Annotated in this window: 26 protein-coding genes and 1 riboswitch; of the genes, 24 read left to right on the forward strand and 2 right to left on the reverse strand. The window is 55.2% G+C overall.

Annotation, left to right across the window (positions count from 1 at the left end; all coding sequences use genetic code 11):
* Nucleotides 1-9: 9 nt before the first annotated feature.
* A riboswitch (cobalamin riboswitch) is annotated at nt 10-214 on the reverse strand.
* 105 nt (nt 215-319) lie between these two features.
* From D3871_RS29215 to D3871_RS29225, 3 genes are all read left to right on the forward strand, one after another.
* On the forward strand, nt 320-1,474 hold the full coding sequence (locus D3871_RS29215; protein WP_119772649.1) for a zinc-binding dehydrogenase: 1,155 nt from the start codon (nt 320-322) through the stop codon (nt 1,472-1,474).
* A gap of 474 nt (nt 1,475-1,948) precedes the next feature.
* Nucleotides 1,949-2,881 carry a DMT family transporter gene (locus D3871_RS29220; protein ID WP_119772650.1) on the forward strand — a complete coding sequence of 311 codons (933 nt, stop codon included), beginning with the start codon at nt 1,949-1,951 and terminating at the stop codon, nt 2,879-2,881.
* 166 nt (nt 2,882-3,047) lie between these two features.
* On the forward strand, nt 3,048-3,371 hold the full coding sequence (locus D3871_RS29225) for a hypothetical protein (protein WP_119772651.1): 324 nt from the start codon (nt 3,048-3,050) through the stop codon (nt 3,369-3,371).
* A 323-nt stretch (nt 3,372-3,694) separates the two neighbouring features.
* Here D3871_RS29225 and D3871_RS30080 read toward each other — a convergent pair whose 3' ends face one another.
* Complete coding sequence (locus tag D3871_RS30080; protein ID WP_147376945.1) at nt 3,695-3,904, reverse strand: hypothetical protein; 210 nt, start codon at nt 3,902-3,904, stop codon at nt 3,695-3,697.
* A 607-nt stretch (nt 3,905-4,511) separates the two neighbouring features.
* On the opposite strand from D3871_RS30080, the gene D3871_RS29230 reads away from it, so the two are divergent.
* From D3871_RS29230 to D3871_RS29335, 20 genes are all read left to right on the forward strand, one after another.
* Nucleotides 4,512-4,856 carry a hypothetical protein gene (locus tag D3871_RS29230; protein ID WP_119772652.1) on the forward strand — a complete coding sequence of 115 codons (345 nt, stop codon included), beginning with the start codon at nt 4,512-4,514 and terminating at the stop codon, nt 4,854-4,856.
* A 581-nt stretch (nt 4,857-5,437) separates the two neighbouring features.
* On the forward strand, nt 5,438-5,890 hold the full coding sequence (locus tag D3871_RS29240; protein ID WP_199724982.1) for a hypothetical protein: 453 nt from the start codon (nt 5,438-5,440) through the stop codon (nt 5,888-5,890).
* 12 nt (nt 5,891-5,902) lie between these two features.
* Nucleotides 5,903-6,346 (forward strand): hypothetical protein, encoded by a 444-nt coding sequence (locus D3871_RS29245; protein WP_119772655.1) that lies wholly within the window; start codon nt 5,903-5,905, stop codon nt 6,344-6,346.
* Between the two features lie 34 nt (nt 6,347-6,380).
* On the forward strand, nt 6,381-6,563 hold the full coding sequence (locus D3871_RS29250; protein ID WP_119772656.1) for a hypothetical protein: 183 nt from the start codon (nt 6,381-6,383) through the stop codon (nt 6,561-6,563).
* Between the two features lie 348 nt (nt 6,564-6,911).
* Nucleotides 6,912-7,652, forward strand: a complete 741-nt coding sequence (locus D3871_RS29255; protein ID WP_119772657.1) for a GNAT family protein — start codon at nt 6,912-6,914, stop codon at nt 7,650-7,652.
* Between the two features lie 270 nt (nt 7,653-7,922).
* The gene (locus D3871_RS29265) at nt 7,923-8,168 is read left to right on the forward strand and encodes a hypothetical protein (RefSeq protein ID WP_119772659.1); all 246 of its coding nucleotides are present in this window, start codon (nt 7,923-7,925) and stop codon (nt 8,166-8,168) included.
* An 11-nt stretch (nt 8,169-8,179) separates the two neighbouring features.
* Nucleotides 8,180-8,371, forward strand: coding sequence for a hypothetical protein (locus D3871_RS29270; RefSeq protein WP_119772660.1), 192 nt, complete (start codon nt 8,180-8,182; stop codon nt 8,369-8,371).
* A gap of 34 nt (nt 8,372-8,405) precedes the next feature.
* Nucleotides 8,406-8,615 (forward strand): hypothetical protein, encoded by a 210-nt coding sequence (locus tag D3871_RS29275; RefSeq protein ID WP_119772661.1) that lies wholly within the window; start codon nt 8,406-8,408, stop codon nt 8,613-8,615.
* A 36-nt stretch (nt 8,616-8,651) separates the two neighbouring features.
* Nucleotides 8,652-9,323, forward strand: a complete 672-nt coding sequence (locus D3871_RS29280; protein WP_147376946.1) for a TonB family protein — start codon at nt 8,652-8,654, stop codon at nt 9,321-9,323.
* 121 nt (nt 9,324-9,444) lie between these two features.
* Nucleotides 9,445-9,972, forward strand: coding sequence for an MltR family transcriptional regulator (locus D3871_RS29285; RefSeq protein ID WP_119772663.1), 528 nt, complete (start codon nt 9,445-9,447; stop codon nt 9,970-9,972).
* 59 nt (nt 9,973-10,031) lie between these two features.
* Nucleotides 10,032-10,475 carry a hypothetical protein gene (locus D3871_RS29290; RefSeq protein ID WP_119772664.1) on the forward strand — a complete coding sequence of 148 codons (444 nt, stop codon included), beginning with the start codon at nt 10,032-10,034 and terminating at the stop codon, nt 10,473-10,475.
* 38 nt (nt 10,476-10,513) lie between these two features.
* Nucleotides 10,514-10,723: a hypothetical protein gene (locus D3871_RS29295; protein WP_119772665.1), complete on the forward strand. Its 210-nt coding sequence runs from the start codon at nt 10,514-10,516 to the stop codon at nt 10,721-10,723.
* 10 nt (nt 10,724-10,733) lie between these two features.
* Nucleotides 10,734-10,928: a hypothetical protein gene (locus D3871_RS29300; RefSeq protein WP_119772666.1), complete on the forward strand. Its 195-nt coding sequence runs from the start codon at nt 10,734-10,736 to the stop codon at nt 10,926-10,928.
* Between the two features lie 17 nt (nt 10,929-10,945).
* The gene (locus tag D3871_RS29305) at nt 10,946-11,590 is read left to right on the forward strand and encodes a YkgJ family cysteine cluster protein (RefSeq protein ID WP_119772667.1); all 645 of its coding nucleotides are present in this window, start codon (nt 10,946-10,948) and stop codon (nt 11,588-11,590) included.
* An 11-nt stretch (nt 11,591-11,601) separates the two neighbouring features.
* Entirely contained in the window at nt 11,602-12,336 is a 735-nt protein-coding gene (locus D3871_RS29310) for an energy transducer TonB (protein ID WP_119772668.1), read from the forward strand.
* Nucleotides 12,337-12,349: 13 nt separating this feature from the next.
* Nucleotides 12,350-12,538, forward strand: coding sequence for a hypothetical protein (locus D3871_RS29315; RefSeq protein WP_119772669.1), 189 nt, complete (start codon nt 12,350-12,352; stop codon nt 12,536-12,538).
* Between the two features lie 203 nt (nt 12,539-12,741).
* Nucleotides 12,742-13,023, forward strand: coding sequence for a hypothetical protein (locus tag D3871_RS29320; RefSeq protein WP_119772670.1), 282 nt, complete (start codon nt 12,742-12,744; stop codon nt 13,021-13,023).
* A gap of 245 nt (nt 13,024-13,268) precedes the next feature.
* Entirely contained in the window at nt 13,269-14,738 is a 1,470-nt protein-coding gene (xdhA, locus tag D3871_RS29325; RefSeq protein ID WP_119772671.1) for a xanthine dehydrogenase small subunit, read from the forward strand.
* Between the two features lie 16 nt (nt 14,739-14,754).
* Nucleotides 14,755-17,109: a xanthine dehydrogenase molybdopterin binding subunit gene (gene xdhB / locus D3871_RS29330; protein ID WP_119772672.1), complete on the forward strand. Its 2,355-nt coding sequence runs from the start codon at nt 14,755-14,757 to the stop codon at nt 17,107-17,109.
* A gap of 107 nt (nt 17,110-17,216) precedes the next feature.
* On the forward strand, nt 17,217-18,314 hold the full coding sequence (locus tag D3871_RS29335) for a porin (protein ID WP_119772673.1): 1,098 nt from the start codon (nt 17,217-17,219) through the stop codon (nt 18,312-18,314).
* Between the two features lie 111 nt (nt 18,315-18,425).
* Here D3871_RS29335 and D3871_RS29340 read toward each other — a convergent pair whose 3' ends face one another.
* Complete coding sequence (locus D3871_RS29340) at nt 18,426-19,322, reverse strand: LysR family transcriptional regulator (RefSeq protein ID WP_119772674.1); 897 nt, start codon at nt 19,320-19,322, stop codon at nt 18,426-18,428.
* 343 nt (nt 19,323-19,665) lie between these two features.
* Here D3871_RS29340 and D3871_RS29345 point away from each other — a divergent pair, with 343 nt between their 5' ends.
* Complete coding sequence (locus tag D3871_RS29345) at nt 19,666-21,192, forward strand: MFS transporter (RefSeq protein WP_119772904.1); 1,527 nt, start codon at nt 19,666-19,668, stop codon at nt 21,190-21,192.
* Nucleotides 21,193-21,260 lie beyond the last annotated feature (68 nt).

The raw sequence follows: 21,260 nt of genomic DNA on the forward strand, positions 1-21,260 counted from the left end.
CGGGGAATGGTGCTACTTATGCTTTAGGCCGGTCTCCTGGCTTGCCATCTTCTTTCTCCGTTCCTTCCCATGCACTAGCACAGTGGAGCAATGCGGAGTCATCCGGCCTACAGTAGCGGGGGCTGCGCCGGAATGTCTGAATATCAGAGTCACCGGCTTCCCGTTTCACCCTCTCAATGAACATGAGAAAGGCACCTAAAGTGGCCCGGAGTATAACACCAGTTGAATGGATCGCCGCCTTAAAACATGCAAATCCCGCCGGTGTTAAGATCAGCGTCATTCCCCAAAACCGGCCAAAGCCATCGCGAAGGAGACAGCAATGCACACCAATGAATCAGGTACCTCCCTGCAACTTCGTTCGCTCGTCAAAAAAAGCGGTGAGCTGGAGTTGTCTCTGGTTGAAGTGCCTGTGCAGGTACCCAAGGACAATGAGGTGCTGGTTCGCATCGACGCCTCCCCTATCAACCCCTCCGACATTGGCCTGCTGTTCGGCGCAGCCGACATGAGCGCGGCGACGGCCATCGAAACGGCCAACGGCCCTGTCGTCACAGCCCGTGTTCCAGAACGCGGATTGAAAGCCATGGCCGCGCGGCTCGACATGTCCATGCCGGTGGGTAACGAGGGCGCCGGACTCGTGGTTGGATCGGGCGCATCCGCCGCTGCCCGGCAGCTGCTGGGCAAGACCGTCGCTGTGCTCGGTGGCGCCATGTACTCTCAGTACCGCTGCGTCCCGGTAGAGCAATGCCTGCTGCTGCCGGATGGCGCAACCGCCGTGGAGGGGGCATCCTCGTTCGTCAATCCATTGACTGCACTCGGCATGGTGGAAACCATGCGTGCGGAAGGACACAAGGCACTGGTGCACACGGCCGCTGCATCCAATCTTGGCCAGATGCTGAACCGCATTTGCCTGCAGGACGGTATCGACCTGGTCAACATTGTGCGGTCGCAGGAGCAGGAAAACCTGCTCAGGAAAATCGGCGCGAAGTACATTTGCAATTCCGATGCCGATAACTTCATGCCGTCGCTGACCGATGCGCTTGCGGCAACCGGTGCGACGATCGCGTTCGACGCCATCGGTGGCGGCAAGCTGGCCGGACAGATCCTCAGCGGAATGGAAGTTGCGGCAAACAGAAACGCCAAGGAATACAGCCGCTACGGCTCAACCACGTTCAAGCAGGTCTATATCTACGGCTCGCTGGACATGCGCCCGACGGAATTTATCCGCGACTTCGGCATGACCTGGGGCATGGGAGGTTGGCTGCTGTTTCCGTTCCTGCAGAAGGCCGGTCCGGCGACCGTTGAACGACTGAAGCAACGCGTGGCCGCCGAATTGAAAACGACCTTCGCCAGCCATTACACGAAGGAAGTTTCGCTTGCCGAAGCCTTGCAGCCGGATGCGATTGCAGCATATGGCAAGAGAAGCACCGGCGAGAAATACCTGATCGTCCCCTCGAAGGGACTGGTCGGGCAGTGAGCGATATTGCTGACGTTCTGATATTCGTTCTGTAGGCGCCGGCAGGGAGACCTCGTGGCCGGTGTTCGATAACCATAGTCGTATGCATGCCCGCTGTGGGGCCGCCCACAGCCGGAGAATCGAGTTCGACGATCTCATGCTTTCCGTTCGCTGGCAGCCGGCAGCCATTCCCTCCTTTTCGCGAATCAGCAAAAGCGCTTCTCCATGCGCTTGTTAAAACACGTTTTGAGCCTCGCCAAGTGAGTTGAAAGGCGTCGCATCAGGCACAGATGCCGATCTGTCGTTAAACCATCGTTAGACGCATTAAAGAAACACTACAAAGCCAGAATGTATGACGCCAATGCGAAGTTGTACGATGACTGTTATGATCTTCCCTTTTGATGCCGCGTCGGCCGCTATAACCGGCGCGCAGCTTGTTCTGATTTTTCAATCTTCCTGTCCATGTCAACTGTATCAGCCGTGAAATCCCGCAGTATGCCCTCCGTCGGCAACATCTTTACCAAGCCCAAAGTCGTCTTGCTGATCGCTACCTTATGCTGCCTGCTCTGGGGTAGTTCTTATCCGGCTATCAAGAATGGCTACGCGCTGTTTGGAATTGCACAAGCCGACATCCCCGGCAAGCTGGTGTTCGCAGGCTACCGCTTCGTGCTGGCTGGACTATTGCTGCTCGCAATCGCTATCGCAACCGGCAAGCCGGCGTTCGGGCTGAACCTTCGCAAGATAGGACAACTATCGCTGCTGGGACTGACGCAAACCGCGATTCAATATGTATTCTTTTACGTGGGACTGGCCTATACCACTGGCGTGCGGGGTTCGATTCTCAATGCAACCACCGCATTCTTCAGTGTGCTGCTTGCGCACTTCATCTTTCACAATGACAAAGTATCGGCGCGCAAGGCGCTTGGCTGCCTGACGGGCTTTGCCGGCGTGCTGGTCGTCAATTTCGGCCAGGGACTGCTCGATTTTGAATTCACCTTGTTGGGCGAGGGTTTCATCGTGATCGCGGCATTCATCTTGTCGGCCGCATCGATCTACGGCAAGCGGCTTTCGCAAGACATGGATGTCATGGTGATGACCGGGTGGCAGCTCGCCATTGGCGGCATCTTCCTGCTGTTTGCCGGTCTTGCTTTCGGAGGCACGCTAAGCAATTTCACGCCGATATCAACCGCGCTGCTTGTCTATCTCGCCGTGCTGTCGTCAGCGGCATTCGGTATGTGGAGTCTGCTGCTCAAATATAATCCGGTCGGCATGATCAGCATCTTCAATTTTCTGGTGCCGATTTTCGGCACCGCGCTCTCTGCGCTCTTTCTCAATGAAAGCATTCTCGAGTGGAAAAATCTATTGGCCCTGTTGCTGGTGTGCGGCGGCATTTGGCTTGTCAGCGTCAGTCCTAAAGCATCGAGGTAAGAATCATCGGCGCGGCGAATGTTTTGTTGTCTTATGCGTTACCGCGCTTTGACTAAATAGCGACGAGCGCGCGACTTTATTTGCCGGTTTCGGCACGTATTATCCGAATGGTATACTCCGTCGCTTAAGGAATACGCTGGCTTAAAACATTAAACAGGGAGACTCTATGCGCACGTTTCTTTTCGCACTGTTTGCGATGACTACAGGGATAAATACCGCAAACGCCGCATCGCAGCAGCAATGTGAAGCGTTACTGAAGCCGATTGAAGCGAAAATGGATCGCATGCAGAGCATGGACACCGGTAAACCTACACCTCAAGCCTGTGCTCGCGGCGCCGAAATGATAAAGATGTATGTTAGCTACAAGGCAGAGGCCGATAAATTGAACTGCCCTTTCGCCTTTGTCTCGGGACAAAAAGTCGGCGGCGCGCCTGAGCGCGCGGAACTGATTGCGGACATGAAGAAGGCATACAGCGAACAGTGCCGGTAGAAAATCTCATGGCAATGGGCCGCGCGGCGGCCGCATGCCGCGACTTGCCGTTCAAGCCCGATTGCGTACAACCGGTCCGGTAATTGTAATAGGCCTTACGCAAGCAGTTACTGATTTCAAAATTTATGTAAGCCCAAATGGGGCAAAGATTCGGTAAATTTCCGGCCATGACATCGAACCGACCGACGCGACCGGATTACTGCCAATGCCTGCTGGTGAGCCAGATCAACTGCACCATTAGCGTCCCCGGTTGGTCGACAAGAGATTCTACGAGAAGCGCGACGCATCGTAGATGTTTCGCGCTCCCGATGAAAAGTATCGAACTACGGTGAGCGTTCTCCGGTCAGGCTACTGTTAAGTCTTCTAGCTTCCGCCTTTACCGCTTCGCGATCACGGGAGACCTCCATCAGCGACACCACACCATACTCGCGAGCCAGTTCGGCCATTCTGATCGGATGGTTGCCGAACCTGAAATGTTTTGTTGCTTTGCATGAAGAAGGTAATTCGTAGAGGCCATATTCACCGGTCTTCATCGTGCACCTCGCATTAATGGTTGATGGATGGTTGAACCCAGTGTAGTTAATCCAGCGACGGAATAAACGAGGCTGAATTACTCGGCGTATGCCGATGAAAGCGAAGCGATAACGTCACTTTGCGTCGTTCGCGCGGCCGCCGCCGCCGGTGGGCCGTCCGCCTGCTGAGCCGGCACCGGCCGTTCCCTTTCCCTCGCCAGCTGGAAGCGACGTACCTACCACTTTCCCGGACTTGTCGTAGGTTCCAGCGTTTGGGGCTTCTTTCGATCCTGATCGCGTCGCCGCCTGCCCGCTGTCACCGCCCTTCTTCCCACTCCCCTGGTTGTCTTGTTCGTTCTTGTGTCCAGAAGTGGGGGCACCGCTGCCACTTGGCGCTTTGGCGGGCGGGACGTCTTTCGTACTGCCCGTTCTACCGACCCCAGAATCTTGTGTCAGCGCTGTGCTACCCATGCAAAGACACATTGATGCCACTACCAAGGCTGTTCGTTTCATGACTTCCTCCAATGTAAAGCGAACAAAGGGAGCGTCAACTGTACGCCTGGGACATGCTCATGTACGCGGCCTTTCCCGCGTCAAAGCGGTATCAATCAACTGAACGGAAAAGCCCATGGAAATTGCGGTCCCTCGCATTACAGCGGTGCTCGGCTTCATAGGTGGTCTGATTACGCCCTGGGTTAAATCGCGAGTAGCGGAGCGCGAGCAGCGCAATGAGTACCGTCGGAAGCAGCTGAAGGCGTGGCGAGACGCGATTTCGGATTATGAGGTCTGGAATAACGGGTTCGGTAGCACGCCGGAATACTCGTCGCTTCGTGCCCATATGCTACCCGACATTATTGTGAAGTTTGAAGCGCCACGGACGATGTATGTAGCAGGTGGGCGCGGCGAAGACGTCCGAAAGCACATGCTGCTGGATGAAGTTGCTCGTATCGAGAAAGAGTGGAGTTTGCTCTAGAGAAACTGGCATGCCCCTCGCTTGCAAGACTTCCCGACCTATATGCAACCGCATGCAACCCGCGACGAGCGGTTTCATGGCTGCGGCACGGTAGAATGCCCCTTTGTTGGTGGCTGGCGAGTCGATGGTAGGGTGGTGTCATATGACAATGAGGCGAAATCTTGGCTCAAGCCTCATGGATTCATACATCATGGCCGTCGCTGGCTCCGTGCAGACGACGTTGGATCGAAATAAGAAGGAAAAATATGTCTGACCAATTCAAGTTTAGCTCCATCAATTACAAAACCGCACGTAGCCGCGAAATCGGCAGCAACGCGCCTCCACAGCAGGTTGGAGTCAATAGTGCGCATGTCAAGTGTGCTTGCGGTCATGAATGGGATGCGCGTGCTGGTGCCGGTCTCGATGGTGTGCTTGGCGGCGTCCTTGTCACATGCCCTGTTTGTCACGCATCTGCCAGCGTCAGCGGTCGCCAGCTTGGCATCTAGGAAAACCTATTCCCATATCTATGGGATTTCCGATCTGTGCATTCGAACGACAATGGCGGTTTGATAAAAAAGCAATCGACCTGTAAAGGATAAGCAATAATGGACTTGGCGAGCAAGCTTCCTGAGCTTCTACAAAAGGCAACGACCTGGGCAGAAGGCCAATCGGAATTTATCATGGAGCATGGGTCTCCACTTTCTGTGACCGGTATAACTGACGCCAGGGTAGTTGGCGTGTCCAATCCTGAAGCTATCCGAGTATGTGTGGTGCAATGCTTGCCTCTACCAATTGACAACGAACTTAGGACGGTCGCGTTGGAGACTGGCTTGCTTGCTCCGAATATAGTTGGATTGACGCTGGGTCATGGAATCTTCATCGTGGATGGCCATGGTACGCGCCGACTGCTGTCGCACGAATTCCGACACGTTCATCAATATGAGCAAGCTGGATCGATTTCTGCGTTCTTGTCTGTCTATCTATCGCAGATTGCTTCGGTCGGATACCGCGAAGCACCTTTGGAAATTGACGCTCGTTATCACGAGATTCAGTAAAGGAAAACGACCTTGGGTACTGCACTCCCGATCATCGTTGCTCTTGTCGCAGGGTTCTTTTCCCTGTTAGGCGGCTTTTTTGGCGCGAAGTTGACTCGCCGCACCGAGTATGAAAAGTGGTTAAGGCAAGAGCGTGGCACCGTCTTTGGTGAGTTCTTGAGACAGATAAACAAGGCGCAAGCAGAGGCTCTAGACGCTATTTACTCCACAGAGAGAACTGATCTAATGCGCGATATTCGGGTAAGCGAAATTTTCCAGCCCCTCAGGGCGCAAGAGAACATCGTGCGACTCTATCTCCACCCGGACGATCGACAAGCCTTTTCGGAGGAGATATCAAAGTTTATCGTCGCCTATAGCCCAACGACAGAGCAAATGAAACGCTTAAAACAGTCTGAAGCGACTTTGAAACACGTTCAAGAGGTATTTGAACGCACAATTTTCGTACGGCCCGAGTAAGAAGGAAAACGGCGTACACGGAAAAGGAATAGAAATGAATGAAAATCCAAACATACTGCATTTGGTTAAAGAAGTTCGCCACGTCTACGAAACCGAAGTAAATGCGCTGCTTGACCAAGGGTGGATTATTTTGGCGGTTGCATCAGGTCATGAACCAACGGAATCGCAAGACAATCTGCCTGTATTCAAATATAGCCTTGGATTTGTTCCCTTTTAATGCAGTTACAAATAGAGCGTAGCAGGGCATGTTCAATAAATCTTTAATTACAATAGGTCTCGTGGTGCCATTTTTTGCGCTAGCCGCGCCCGTTCCACAGATAGATGTTTGTGGCACCCTCATTTCGACGGGAAAGCATTGGAATGGCGACGAACGACTCGAGCGTGTGCTGGATGTGAATGGAACCACGATGAGTACAAAGGAGTTCTATCTCCGCTATTGCCAAAGCGGCGAGGCAAGCAAAACAGAAACATGCAACAGAGCGGCTACCGTTGCGCGATTAGATATGGGTCATGTGAATCGTGAGATGCCGCCCGGCCTATGTAAAAACAGCTAGGAAAACAGTTGATGAAACCAATTGGAAAAATACGTCCAGCGACCGCAGCCGACATGACGACCATTGAGGCATGGCTGCCGAAGGATCGTTCTATCGGCACGTTAGCTGCGAACTGGAATCTCACCATGTGTATTTTCCATGAAGGACGGGTGTCAGTATGGGAAGATGAGATCAGTCGTAAGCCCGTGGCGTACTGCTGGGGAAGTTTGAATTCGTACGACAGCATTTTGGAAGTTCAACGTGAATATCGGGGACAGGGCGTTGGTCGAGCCATGTCCGATTTCATGTTTGAAAGCTCCATCGCCGATAGTGAACCGCTGTTGGAGATCCAGATCGCGCCGGAGTCTTCGGAACCATTCTGGCAAGCGATGGGCTTCGAGACATACTGGACAGGAGGTTTCTGTTATGGCCGTCGCATGCTTGAACTCCGACGAGATGTCCCTACCGGTGTGCGGCGTCAGGTGGGAGTTGCCTTTCTACCAGAGCAAGCCGCCTGGATGCCGGATACAAGGCCACTGATTGTTCATCAGTTGGAAGGCATCGAAGTTCAAGCTGACAACAAGATTGTCCTTGGCACGACGGTTGCGCATTTCGATCTGCCGCCTGGTGAAGACCTCGTCGTTGAAGTGACGGTCTGTGGACAACGCCGTTATCGAGGGAAGGCCAAGTACGAGGAAGCGGCTCTGATCGGTGTCCAGCGTTGCAGGAATGGTTTTATGATCAGCGAAATCGTATCTAACGGAAGTCTGTAGCGAGGCAGTGACGGGAAAATTATGTGGCTCGAAATGTTGATGAGAGGTGACTTGAACACGATTGGCCTTGTCCTCGGGTTCCTCGGGACCGTCGTTGTGTTCTTTTTCGGCATGCCCTCCGTGAACGTATTGAACGAAGGGAGCTATGTCGCGATGGAGATTACGCCAAAGATGAGGTTATACAGCTGGATATCACGCCTCGGACTGGGCCTCATTGCCATTGGTTTCGCTTGTCAGCTTTCCGCTATCGGATAACCTGAGGAAAACAATGTGTTCACACTTCGCTTTCCATTGCATAGGCATGCGGCATTGAAGCCCGTCTTTACACAGCTCTCCCTGGCAGAGCGTGTATTTATCAAGGAAGGAATGTTGGTCTTGCAGCTAAGCGAAGAGGAATTCTTTGAATTGAAGCTTAGCTTGTCCGGCATCCACACTGGCCCTATCGGTGGCTGGAAAATGAACCCTGATAAGGATCGTCCGACAACAAAGGCTCCGGACGGTCTGGATTTCAGCTAGAGGAAAACAACATGGAGCGCGTCAAGGTACAGGCAAGCTATACGGTCGGTGCTGATCCTACGGTGAAACGTGCTGAATTCGTTGCGAGGATCAAGGATTCAACCGAGGACTACAAACTGGCTGCGCGTGCGCAAAATGCGGCTGCTCGCCGCGAGAACCTGCCTCGATCTCACATCAACATCATCGGTTGTGCAGGTGAATGAAAGTACGAGGAAACTGACCAATAGGAGGAAAGTAATGGCAACAACAATGTACTTTGAGGAGACAATTCATGACCAGGGCGGCAAAGCTACGTTCGATGTTGAGTTAGGCCGCTCTTCATTCTATAAAGAGGACAGCATTTACCTGACCGTCGACGGAAAGACCGTCATTATGGATCGGTCTACAGCAAAGCGGTTTGTGGAAGCTATGGTTGCAGTGGGCCAGTACCACGGCATGATCGACTAATCGAGCCAGCGGAAAACGGAAAAGAATGGAGCGCGTTTGAAAAGCCGTATGCATATTGCGGCCATGCTTTGGATTACCCTCCCGGTCGCTGCCCAAAATGTAACTACAGATTCTGGGTCACTTCCTTCTGTGCTGAAGCCACCGCTATATTTCTACCCAGATGAGGCCAGGAATAAAGGCGAGCAAGGTACGGTGATCGTCCGTTCGTTGATTGATGAGGAAGGGTACGTGCGTACAGCGGAAGTCGTAGAGTCGTCTGGCTCTAAAAGCCTTGACCAAGCTGCTGTCATTGCGGTCCGCTATGCCCAGTACTCTCCAATATTAGTCGCGGGAGCGCCAACACCTACGCACATTCGTGTACCAATAAAATTCGACCTTACAACCCCGCCGGACCCCAGTGCAGCTCCTGCCAGGCCCGAGGGTGCACGCATGACTATGAAAGATACGCGTCCACTGGGTGCGCGAATTAAAGCCAATATTAACTTCACGGTCCCTGCAAGTTGGGAGAGAAATGATCCAGCCGAATATGAAATTACGTTGAAGCCGAATGGGATGCTTTATAGCGCCACCTTACTCAAGTCATCGGGCTTGCCACTGTTTGACAAAGCTGTCGGGGACGCAATTGCCTCTATTCAGCCATTTCCTACTACAGAAGATGGGGCATTTCCGACAAAAATCATCCTCGTAGCGAGACCGAAGGAGCAATGATGGCAATCGAGACGACTAGGAAAACTGTTTCCCATAACTATGGGATGACCGATGCGTCAGATAGACCGACAATATCGGATTCTCCATAAAAGAACAGCGTCTAACCGTCAAGGAAAAAGTGATGAACGTGAAGACACCAGAGTACAAGCGTTTCGAAGGCATGATCGCCGAAGTGAAAACCCAAAGTGACAGAGCATGCGCACTCATTCTTGCTGCCAATCTTGATAACCGGCTCTTAGAATTACTGAAAGCATTCTGTATCGAACTGGGCAACGATTTTTCAAAGTCAGTGTTCAAAGGTAATGGATTTATGAATTCATTCTCTTCGAAGATTAGCCTTTGCTTCATGTTGGGACTTATTAGTAGCAACGAGCATCACGATTTGGTACTCATCCGGAAGATCCGGAACTTTTTCGCGCATGAAGAGCATGGATGGAATTTTCAGCACCAAGAGATTATAAGTCGGTGTCATTCCTTGAAAATGATTCAAGAGATGACTAAGGAAAATCCGGATTTGAACGCTGACTATACAAATCCAAGAAACGCCTTTGTCCTTTGCGCCGCGTCTCTATCATTATTGCTTGTGGATAGAGCGGAGAAAGCCAATGAGCAAAAGAGAATTGAGCCGTCGCCTGGGCGAATTCTATAGCCCATGTGAAGTAACGAGTCTCGGGACCCTAAAGAAGTTGGCGCTAACGAAGGAAAAACATGGCTGTTACAAAAATCGCTTGTGCCGATGATCTCGCTGCTCTAGCGAAAGAAACCCTCGACCATGTTTGGACGGACAAACGATTTAGCGACCTGATCGGCGCCATCCTCATGGCGAACCACGTTGCTGATTGGCACTTTCAGGTTGATCTCAAACGAAAGTTCGAGAAAGCGGAGAAGCAAGCAATGAATGACGCCTACCCGGAGTGGGAGACAATCCGCCAACTAGCTAATGGAACGAAGCATTGCAAATTGATCTCGGCTGTACAGCCAAAACAAGAAGACCTCCAATGGGAGCATGACGACTTTTGGGGCTCGCCTGGACACGTTGGCGGCGACGGCATCGACTGGTTCGTGGATCACGATGGCAAGCAGCGGTCCGCAGCGGTCTTGATTAGGACGTTCCTTGAGAAATTTGACAATTCTTCGGCCCGGCCGACATGACCCACTCGCGTCAATAGTAAGGCAAAGAAAACTCAACCATGTACATGATCGAAAGGCAAGGCGACTTGTACAGAATTGAGTGCGAGGAACACGGCGAGAGCTATCCTGGATGGCGAACCTTTGAGCAAATTCCGCAAAAAGTGCAAAAGCGCTTGGCCATAGTGCAGGCAGCGACGAGCGGAGTAAATTGCGGTAATGTGGACGGCGTTGGCGAGAAAGTCTCTGCTACCGAATATTTGATCTATTGATGGGAAAACGATGGGCGAATTTAAGCGGGTAAAGACCTTTCAGGAAGCGCTTGAAATCGCACGTGCGTTTGCGGCGCATTATGACGTACACGACTCAAGAGCAGAGGCGTATGCTGAGAGCTGGTACGAGGCAGGAAAAGATTACGATAAAGCGTCTGCTGACGATCTCCGCGCTTATCTTTTGCGACGTTTCGACCTCGCCTAAATACACAAGGGAAAACGATGAGCATCAAGAGTGACTTCCCGCATACCTGGGCGAATATGCAAAAACTTGAAAGGAAGATTCCAGTCAAGCTTGAACGGGAACAGGGAGAGCTACCAAAGCGTGTGCGCAAAATCAGTAAAACTAGCCCGCTTAAAGCTTTGCAGGCCATTTATGAATATGTGGAGCGTTATTTTGCTGGCGCAAAGAATTTAGTTGCATGTCAGAAAGGATGTGCCAACTGTTGTCATGGTCGCATCTGGATCAAACAAGTAGAAGCCGATCTAATTGCTGACACTTATGGTGTGAAGGTTCCACGGATTCTGGAAATCATGGATGACGGCACCTTCCCAGTAAGAGATTCGAGCCGTCCATGTCCTTTTCTGTCAGCGGATCAAGCGTGCACTATTTACGAGGTTAGACCGCTTGTCTGTCGAACGCATTTCAACTTTGAACCCACGAATGAGCTTTGTCAGTACGAGAATTCTAATAAGCCAATGCCACTGTTGGATCGCCACAAAACGATTCCTGGCGTACTCGACGCAATGGAGGAAGTTGGTCAGTCACACGGCGGTGGTGGCGGAGATATGCGCAGATACTTTGGCGAATCGCGTATCAACGTAGCGGCAAACGTATTTAGCGCGTCTAAGCCGACTCGGAGTTAAAGGAAAACACTGTGAACAGATTTGCTGCAATACTCGCTGTTATTGGCAGCACAATCTTGGTCGGATGTGCCACCCAACCCCCGGTCCAGAAGGAAAAATCTCAGCGGCCTGCTAGCTTGGCAGCGCAAAGTTCCGCAGCCCGGTTAAGCAACCAGATAAGGTCAAATATTGCATTTGATGTACCGAAAGATTGGTTACGCAACGACCCGGCTGAATACTCAGTTACGCTTTTTCCAGACGGATCTGTACGGGATATTCAGCTACTTTCTTCATCTGGGCTTCCTGGATTCGATTCTGCAGTCTTAAAAGCGATCGAGAAGTCGCAGCCATACTCCCTTTCTGGAATTTCTAGTTCTCCTCCGCGCTTCATACTCTTGGCTCGACCACTAGAGCGTGATGAAATCCGAACCGGCACTACGCCGACAAGCCGCAATGTACCGAACGAGATATACGCAAGCCAGGTTAGAAATGGGAATGTGGCACCGGAATATCCGGTCGGCTCCTTGACGCGTAAGGAGTCTGGAACTGTTTTGCTTCGAGTACTGGTCAACCGAGGAGGGACAGTCGACCGGCTTGAGTTAATCAAGTCAAGTGGCTATGTAGAGTTGGATGAGTCGGCAAGACTGGCAGTGAGCACTTGGAAATTTACTCGGTCAAAAGAGGAGACTGTGCGAAACGCCACGACGTGGGTACAAGTTCCTATTAAGTTTGAATTACCTGAAACCGATCGGCCAATTGAAAGATAGCGGGGAAAACACCATGTCACTACAGATTAAGCGCAGAGACGGCTCCATCGTCGAAATCCATGACGGAACAGTGCGGTTGAAAGCCCAGATTCAGGTTTACGGAACGGCGGAAGTTCATGACCCGAAAACCGACACGCCATTCCAAGTGAAAAGGGTCGCGGATGGAAGCCTCGCCGAAGCAACGCCTCCCTTCATCTACTGAAGCCATGGAAAATACCGTGACTCAAACAACCGAACAAAAGCTAGCGGAATTGGCAGACGCAAGCAACGAGCTGTGTGTCGCTCTCCGGACAAACTTGATATTGGGTTGTAATTGGCGATGCGGAATCACCAGCCGAAGCGCGAGAGTTTTTGAATGCGTATCGAAAGACCCGTGCATCTGGTGCTTAAAGTCGAGGAAAAGCCATGCTCACGATTGACGATGCTGCAACCGTGATACGAGCTGCATTTGTGCCCCTCGTCTGCGGGATAGAACGTGGAAGATACAACGATTCCCTGAAAGTCATGGTTCGTAATGCAGACGGCAATAATTTGTATGACATGGGCGAGCTTCGGCAGTCCATATTTGGACAAAAGGCCGCGCTCATTTCAATTCTGAGAACCGTCTACCACATCAAGCACGGATTGCTGGACAACTATCTCTGTCAGCAGCTCAAAAAACCTTCCATCAAGATGCGTTTTGCGTAAGTCCTATGTAAGAAAGGCTGCGTCAGCTGACGGCGGATTTTGCAAGTCCGGGCTTGGATCTGCCGCATTCTTCAAAGCAGCTGCATATTGTATGCGCTAACAACGTCATCGGCTGCGCGAACATCAAATCGACAATCCATCGCTCATCTATTTCAGCGCCAAAATATATCCCATCACATTTGCGACATCGCAACTCAAATTCCGGATGCTAACCTCGTTGCACAAAAACAGGTTCCGGAAAACGAATGTCTCAACCCATACGCTTTTATTATCGCGGCCAAGTCCAGACCGTCGCGGATGCATCGCCAACGCAAACGATTCTGCAGCATGTGCGCGAGGATCAGCACTGCACCGGCACCAAGGAAGGCTGCGCCGAGGGCGACTGCGGTGCCTGCACGGTGGTCATCGGCGAACTCAAGGGCGATACCGTCGAACTGAAATCGGTCAATTCCTGCATCCAGTTCACGCCCACGCTCGATGGCAAGGCCTTGTTCACGGTGGAAGACCTGCAGCAACCCGGCGGTGCACTGCATCCGGTGCAGCAAGCCATGGTCGAGTGCCATGGCTCCCAGTGCGGCTTTTGCACCCCCGGCTTTGTGATGTCCTTGTGGAGCCTGTACCTGAAGCAGGAAGACAAGCCCTGCGCGCCGCAGCGCAAGGAGATCGACGATACCCTGTCTGGCAACCTGTGCCGCTGCACCGGCTATCGCCCCATCATCGATGCCGCGCATCGCATGCTGGAATTGCCCAAGGCGCAGTTCGACCGGGATGCGCTTGTCACTGCCTTGCAGGCCATCCAGCGCAACGACATGCTCACCTATACGCATGACGGCCAATCCTTCCATATTCCCCTCACGCTGGAACAGCTGATCCGGATTCGCGCGGAAAAACCGGAGGCCACCCTGCTCTCCGGCTCCACCGATATCGGGCTGTGGGTCACCAAGCAAATGCGCGATCTGGGCGACATCATCTACATCAATCAGGTCAAGGAACTGCAGTCGCTGTCCGGGCAGGACGGCGTGCTCGACATCGGCGCGGCGGTGTCGCTCAATGATGCCTATGCGGCGGTCTGCCAGCACTATCCGCAAGAACTGTCGGAACTGCGGCAACGCTTTGCATCGCTGCCGATCCGCAATGCCGGCACGCTGGGCGGCAATGTCGCCAACGGTTCGCCGATCGGCGATTCGGCACCATGGCTGATCGCCTTGGGCAGCGACATCGTCATCAACGGTCCCGACGGCCAGCGCACCATGGCGCTCGAGGATTTCTATCTCGATTATCAAAAGAAGGATCTGCGCCCCGGCGAATTCGTCCAGGCAGTGCGCGTCCCGCTGCCGCAACAAAACCGTCACTTCCGCACTTACAAGCTGGCAAAACGCTTCGACCAGGATATCTCGGCGGTCTGCGCCGCATTTGCGATCACGCTCGATGGCGATATCGTGCGCGAGGCGCGCATTGCTTTCGGCGGCATGGCGGCGACTTCGCGGCGCGCACCGAAGGCGGAAGCAGCATTGCTCGGACGCGCATGGAATGAGACAGCGCTGCGGGAGGCGATGCAGCAACTGACGCAAGACTACACGCCGCTGACCGACATGCGGGCCAGCAGCGATTACCGCATGAAAACCGCGCAAAACCTGTTGCAGCGCTTCTGGTACGAAACGCGCACCGATGCGCCGCTGGCGCCGGCCGCGGTCAATGCCTTCGCCTGCGCCTAAGCCAAGAGAGACGACGATGAATACACAGAGCGAAGCATTTCTCCAGCAACAGGCTGCGACCGCCAACTGGACCGAGGTCGGCAAGCAGCGCCCGCATGAATCGGCGGTGCTGCATGTGCTGGGCGAAGCCACCTATACCGATGACATCCCGGAAATCCAGGGCACCTTGCATGCCGCACTTGGCTTGTCGCACAAGGCGCATGCGCGGGTGCACGGCATGGATCTGAATGCAGTGAAGGCATCCATCGGCGTGGTCGCGGTCTATACCGCCAAGGATATTCCCGGTACCAATGATTGCGGTCCGATCATCCATGACGACCCGATCCTGGCCGATGGCCTGGTCGAGTATGTCGGCCAGCCACTGTTCGTGGTGATTGCCGATACGCATGATAATGCACGCCGCGCCGCGCGCCTGGCCAAGGTCGACTATGAAGAATTGCCAGCCATTCTGACGCCGCAGGAAGCCAGGAAAGCACAATCCTTCGTGTTGCCGCCGATGCATCTGGCACGCGGCAATTTCAAGCAGGCGTTCGAGCAGGCACCACACCGCGTCAAGGGCGAATTGTATGTCGGCGGACAGGAACAGTTTTACCTGGAAGGCCAGATCTCGTATGCGATTCCGAAGGAAGATCGCGGCATGCTGGTGTATTGCTCTACCCAGCATCCGTCGGAAATGCAGCATGTGGTCGCGCATGCCCTGGGCCTGCATTCGCACCATGTGGTGGTCGAATGCCGGCGCATGGGTGGCGGCTTCGGCGGCAAGGAATCGCAGTCGGCCTTGTGGGCATCGGCCGCCGCCATCAGCGCCGCGTTGCTGAAGCGCCCGGTCAAGCTGCGCGCCGACCGCGACGACGACATGATGGTGACCGGCAAGCGCCATTGTTTCTATTATGAATACGAGGTGGGTTATGACGGCGAAGGCCGCATTCTGGCGGCCAAGGTCGAGATGGTGTCGCGCGCCGGTTATTCGGCGGACTTGTCGGGTCCGGTGGCGACCCGTGCGGTATGTCACTTCGACAATGCCTATTACCTGTCGGATGTGGACATTGTGGCGATGTGCGGCAAGACCAATACCCAGTCGAACACCGCGTTCCGCGGCTTCGGCGGTCCGCAGGGGGCGATTGCGATCGAATACGTGATCGATGAAATCGCACGCAATCTGGGCAAGGACCAGCTCGATGTGCGCAAGATCAACTTCTATGGCCGCAACGATACTGAAGGGCGCAATGTCACCCAGTATGGCCAGAAGGTGGTCGATAACGTGATCCATGAACTGGTGGCGGAACTGGAAGCCACCAGCGCGTATCGCCAGCGCCGCGAAGAAGTACGGGCTTTCAATGCGACCAGTCCGCTGCTCAAGAAAGGCTTGGCGATCACGCCGGCCAAGTTCGGCATTGCCTTCAATGTCAGTCACTTCAACCAGGCCGGTGCTCTGGTGCATGTGTATGTGGATGGTTCGGTACTGGTCAACCATGGCGGCACCGAGATGGGCCAGGGCATCAATACCAAGGTGGCGCAAGTGGTTGCGCATGAACTGGGACTGGACCTGTCGCAGGTGCGTGTGTCGGCGACCGATACCAGCAAGGTCGCCAATACCTCGGCGACCGCTGCATCCACCGGCGCCGACCTCAACGGCAAGGCTGCGCAGGATGCGGCGCGCCAGATTCGATACCGTCTTGCGGCATTCATTGCGCAGCGCTACAACGCGCCAATACCCTCAGTGAGTTTCGCCGGCGGCATGGTGCATGTGGCAAAGCATTCGGTCGCTTTCACGGACCTGGTACGCGATGCGTACGGCGCGCGCATTCAGCTGTGGTCGGACGGCTTCTACGCAACGCCCGGCCTGTACTGGGATGCGAAAACGATGACCGGTCATCCCTTCTACTATTTTGCGTATGGCGCCGCGGTATCCGAAGTCGTGATCGATACGCTGACCGGCGAATGGAAGCTGCTGCGTGCCGATGCACTGTATGACGCCGGCAATTCGCTGAATCCTGCGATCGACATCGGCCAGGTCGAAGGCGCGTTCATCCAGGGCATGGGCTGGCTGACCACCGAAGAACTGTGGTGGAACAAAACAGGCAAGCTGATGACGCATGCCCCTTCCACCTACAAGATTCCCGGTGTCTCCGATTGTCCGGAGCAGTTCCATGTACGCCTGTTCAACAACCGCAATTCAGTCGCCAGCATTCATCGGTCGAAAGCGGTCGGCGAACCGCCTCTGCTGCTGCCGTTCTCGGTGTTCTTTGCGATCCGCGATGCGATCGCCAGCGTCGGCGACTACAAGATCAATCCACCGCTGAATGCGCCCGCCACCTCGGAAGCCATCCTGAGCGCGGTCGATGCGGTACGCGCGGCGCTGCACGCCTGAGCACAGCGTGTGACCGCTTCGATACAGGCATACGACATGTCAGTCGCTTTCTACGGCGCCGGGACGCAACCCGGCTGATTAATACATGTATTACAACAGGAGACGTCATGCAACAAAACAGGGACAAACTAAAAAGACTCATGCTGCTGGCCGCCATCGGAAGCGCGTTTGCCGGCTCCGCTGCGGCGCAAACCAATGTGAGCGTCAGCGGCCTGGTCGATGCCTACGCCGGCAGAATGCGCTATGCCGGCGACCCGGCCGGCCGTGCGGCGGTCAACAGCAGCGGCATGACAACCTCCTGGTTCGGATTCAGAGGCACGGAAGATCTTGGCGGCGGCCTGACCGCCCGCTTTGCACTGACCAGCTTTTTCAAGACGGATACCGGTGCGGTCGGCCGGTTTGCATCGGACACCATGTGGGCGCGTGACGCCAGCGTGGGGCTGTCCGGCGGATTCGGATCGGTGCTGCTGGGACGCGGCCTGGCGCCGAACTTCCTGCCTTCGGTACGGTTCAATGCCTTCGGCGATTCGTTCACCTTCTCGCCGCTGATCCTGCATATGGATGTCCCGCTGTTCAATGGCTCGCGCTGGACCAACTCGGTACAGGGTGACACCGGCTGGAGCAACGAGATCATCTACAGCACACCGAATTTCGGCGGCCTGACAGCCAATGTGCACTACCAGTTCGGCGAAGTCGCGGGTGACAATGGTGTCAACAACGTCGGCGCCAACCTGTTCTACGCTGCCGGCGGCCTGGGTCTGACCGCTTTTTATCATCAAGTCGAAGTCAGCAATCCGCTCAACGCGACCGTCGGCAACGTACAGCCGGCCGGCAATCTTCCATTGCCTTCCGGGCTGTTCGCGGCACGGCAAAAAGCCTGGATGCTGGGCGCCAGCTATGATTTCAAGGTAGTCAAGGTATTTGCGACCTATGGCCAGACTTCGCACAATATCGATCTGGACGACAAGACGGGATCACTGAGCGCGAGCGTTCCCATGGGCGCCGGCAGAGTGCTTGCCGCATGGGCCCAAACCAAACGCAACGGGCTTGCGGTCGGCGCGGATCAGAAGCGGGATACGGCCTCGGTCGGATATGTATATGACTTGTCCAAGCGGACGGATTTGTATGCAGTGGCAATGAACGACCGGATCACGCGCCAGAGCAGCGGCAACAGCTTCGGTCTGGGAATGCGCCACCGATTCTGATGCGTTCGTCTTCCGTTCTCTCGTCCGCGAGAGAATGGAAAATCAGAAGTTATCGGCACCGATCTTGGCGTTGCTGCGCCAGAGCACACTGACTGCGGAAGCCCGACCTCGTCAGCGGATCGCCGTGCAGATATCCCGAACGAGGCCGCGCAGCCAGCGATGCGCCGCATCGGCTTCCAGCCGTGGATGCCAGAGCATTGAAATCGTGACCTCCGGCACATCAACCGGAAGCGGAAAACTATGCATCCCGGCGCGCAAGATTCCGGTGTGTCGTTCGGGCACACTGGCGATCAGGTCGGAAGCCCGAGCCAGCGCCAGTGCGCTCGAAAAATCACCGACGATCGTGACGATCTCCCGCTCCAGCCCGAACGGCTGCAAGGCTTCATCAATCGGTCCCTTATCCAGCCCCCGCCGTGAGACGCAGATATGCCTGCCGTTCGCATAACGGGAAGCAGTGATCTCGCCCTGGCTCAGCGCGTGCCCCGCTCGCACGACCCCAATAAAACGGTCCCTGAACAAAGCCTGTACCCGCACCTCCGGACTGGTCGTCTTCCCTACCACGCCGGTTTCCAGATCGACGGTCCCGTCGCGAAGAGGGGTACTGTCTTTGTTCGGCTTCTGCATGAAACGCAGCCGCACGCCAGGAGCTACTTCGCCGGCGCGGGCAATGAGGTCCGGTCCGAAGTTTTCCACAAAGCCCTCGGAGGTTCGCAGCGTGAAGGTTCGAACCAACTGTGCGAGATCGAGCTTTTCGGCAGGGCGTAAAACCGCTGCTCCGTCCTGCACCAGCTGACTGACCAGTTCGCGGAGCTCAATTGCCCGAGGTGTGGGAACGAGACCGCGTCCGGCCCTGACCAGCAGCGGATCGCCTGTCGTCTCGCGCAAACGCGCCAGCGCGCGGCTCATCGCCGACGGGCTCAGCCGCAAACGTTGTGCTGCGCGCGCAACGTTGCCTTCCGCGAGCAGCACATCAAGGGTGACAAGCAAGTTGAAATCCGGGATCGACATAAGTTGATCTTAGCCCAGTCCGTTCTTTATGTGGCGTCAAACGCACGAATAAAGTGCAAATGATGCGCCTTCCGCCATGTCAGCGAAGGCGCTATGGTTCAGGTAACTCCTTGGGGAATTAATTTTTGAAGCCATTCATTGCCTGGACGCGATCTTGTCTACCGTAAGCAACTTGTCTCATTCTCACACGCGCACACGCTTCTCGAGGCTGCGTTTTACGCTGCTTGTGCTGCTCGGTACCTACCCGGTCCTCACTGCAATTCTTTATTTCATCGTTCCGCTGACGAAAGACTGGTATCTCTGGCAACGAAGCTTGCTTGTCGCACCCATGATGGCCGCCATCATGGTGTGGGGCGTTATTCCTGCGGTGCAGAAACTGTTTGGCCGCTTCATCCTTCCGGTCATCGGGGACGCCGTTCAACCGCAACCTGAACGTGTGGAACAGACCCCCTCGGTGAAATGGGCGTTAGCCAGCCTTTCGCTATCCATGCTGCTGTCCTCGCTTGGGACCAGCATCGCCAATGTCGGTTTGCCAACGCTGGCACAGGCGTTCAACGCTTCCTTTCAGGACGTTCAGTGGATCGTGCTGGCCTATCTTCTCGCCGTCACCGCCCTGATCGTCAGCGTCGGAAGGCTCGGTGACCTCATCGGCCGCCGACGGCTGCTATTGGCCGGCATCGTCCTGTTCACGCTGGCCTCGATCCTGTGCGGCGTCGCACCCACGCTCTGGCTGCTGATCGCCGCCCGCGCGGCGCAGGGTCTTGGCGCGGCCATCATGATGGCCCTCACCATGGCGTTTGTCGGCGAGATGGTACCGAAAGCGAAGACCGGCAGCGCCATGGGACTGCTGGGCACGATGTCCGCCATTGGCACCGCGCTCGGACCTTCGCTCGGCGGCTTACTGATCGCCGGGTTCGGCTGGCCTGCCATCTTTTTCATCAATGGTCCGCTGGGCATCCTGACTCTGTTGCTTGCGTATCGCTTCCTGCCCGTTGATCGCCCGGGAGCGAAGACGGATGGCATCCGCTTCGACCATGTGGGCACCTTGGTGCTTGCGCTGACGCTCGCGGCGTATGCACTCGCCATGACCATGGGACGCGGCAGTTTCGGCCTGCTCAATGTGGCTTTGCTGTTGACGGCGGTCGTCGGCGTCGGGCTGTTCATCCTTACCGAGACCAAAGTCGCGTCACCACTGATCCGATTGGCGATGTTCCGCAATCCGGTGCTGACTATGGGCTTCGCCATGAGCACTCTGGTAACGACCGTGGTGATGGCGACGCTGGTGGTCGGCCCGTTCTATCTCTCCGGCGCGCTTGCGCTTGACGCAGCCCATGTCGGACTCGTCATGGCGTCCGGTCCGATCGCGGCCGCACTAACAGGCGTGCCGGTCGGCCGCATGGTAGACCGGTTTGGCGCACACCCCATGACCATCGCCGGGCTCATAGGAATGGCAGCCGGCGCCTCCATCCTGCCCATGGCGGCGGCGAGATTCGGCGTCCCGGGTTACATCGCCCCGCTCGTTGTCCTCACCGCAGGCTATGCACTGTTCCAGGCCGCCAACAACACTGCCGTCATGACGGATATTCGACCCGATCAACGGGGCGTCATCTCCGGCCTGCTCAATCTGTCGCGCAATCTCGGGCTCATCACCGGCGCATCCGTGATGGGTGCCGTGTTCGCTCTCGGATCGGCGACGACCGACATAATGACGGCTCGTCCCGAGGTTGTGGCGGCCGGGATGCGGATCACGTTCGCTGTCGCCGCGATTCTTGTCGTCGTCGCCCTCGCGACCGCATTTGCAAGCCATGCTCTTTCACGGCGCACCGTTCCTTCAGACCGTGAACAGGAGGATTGCCGTGGCCTTGAATGAGTTCTGCGCAGTAAGGCAGCGCACGCCAAATGCGAGAAGATTAGTCTCGAGCTCGATTGCGCTACGAC

The organism is Noviherbaspirillum saxi (assembly GCF_003591035.1).
In the GTDB taxonomy this organism is placed as follows: Bacteria; Pseudomonadota; Gammaproteobacteria; order Burkholderiales; family Burkholderiaceae_D; genus Noviherbaspirillum; species Noviherbaspirillum saxi.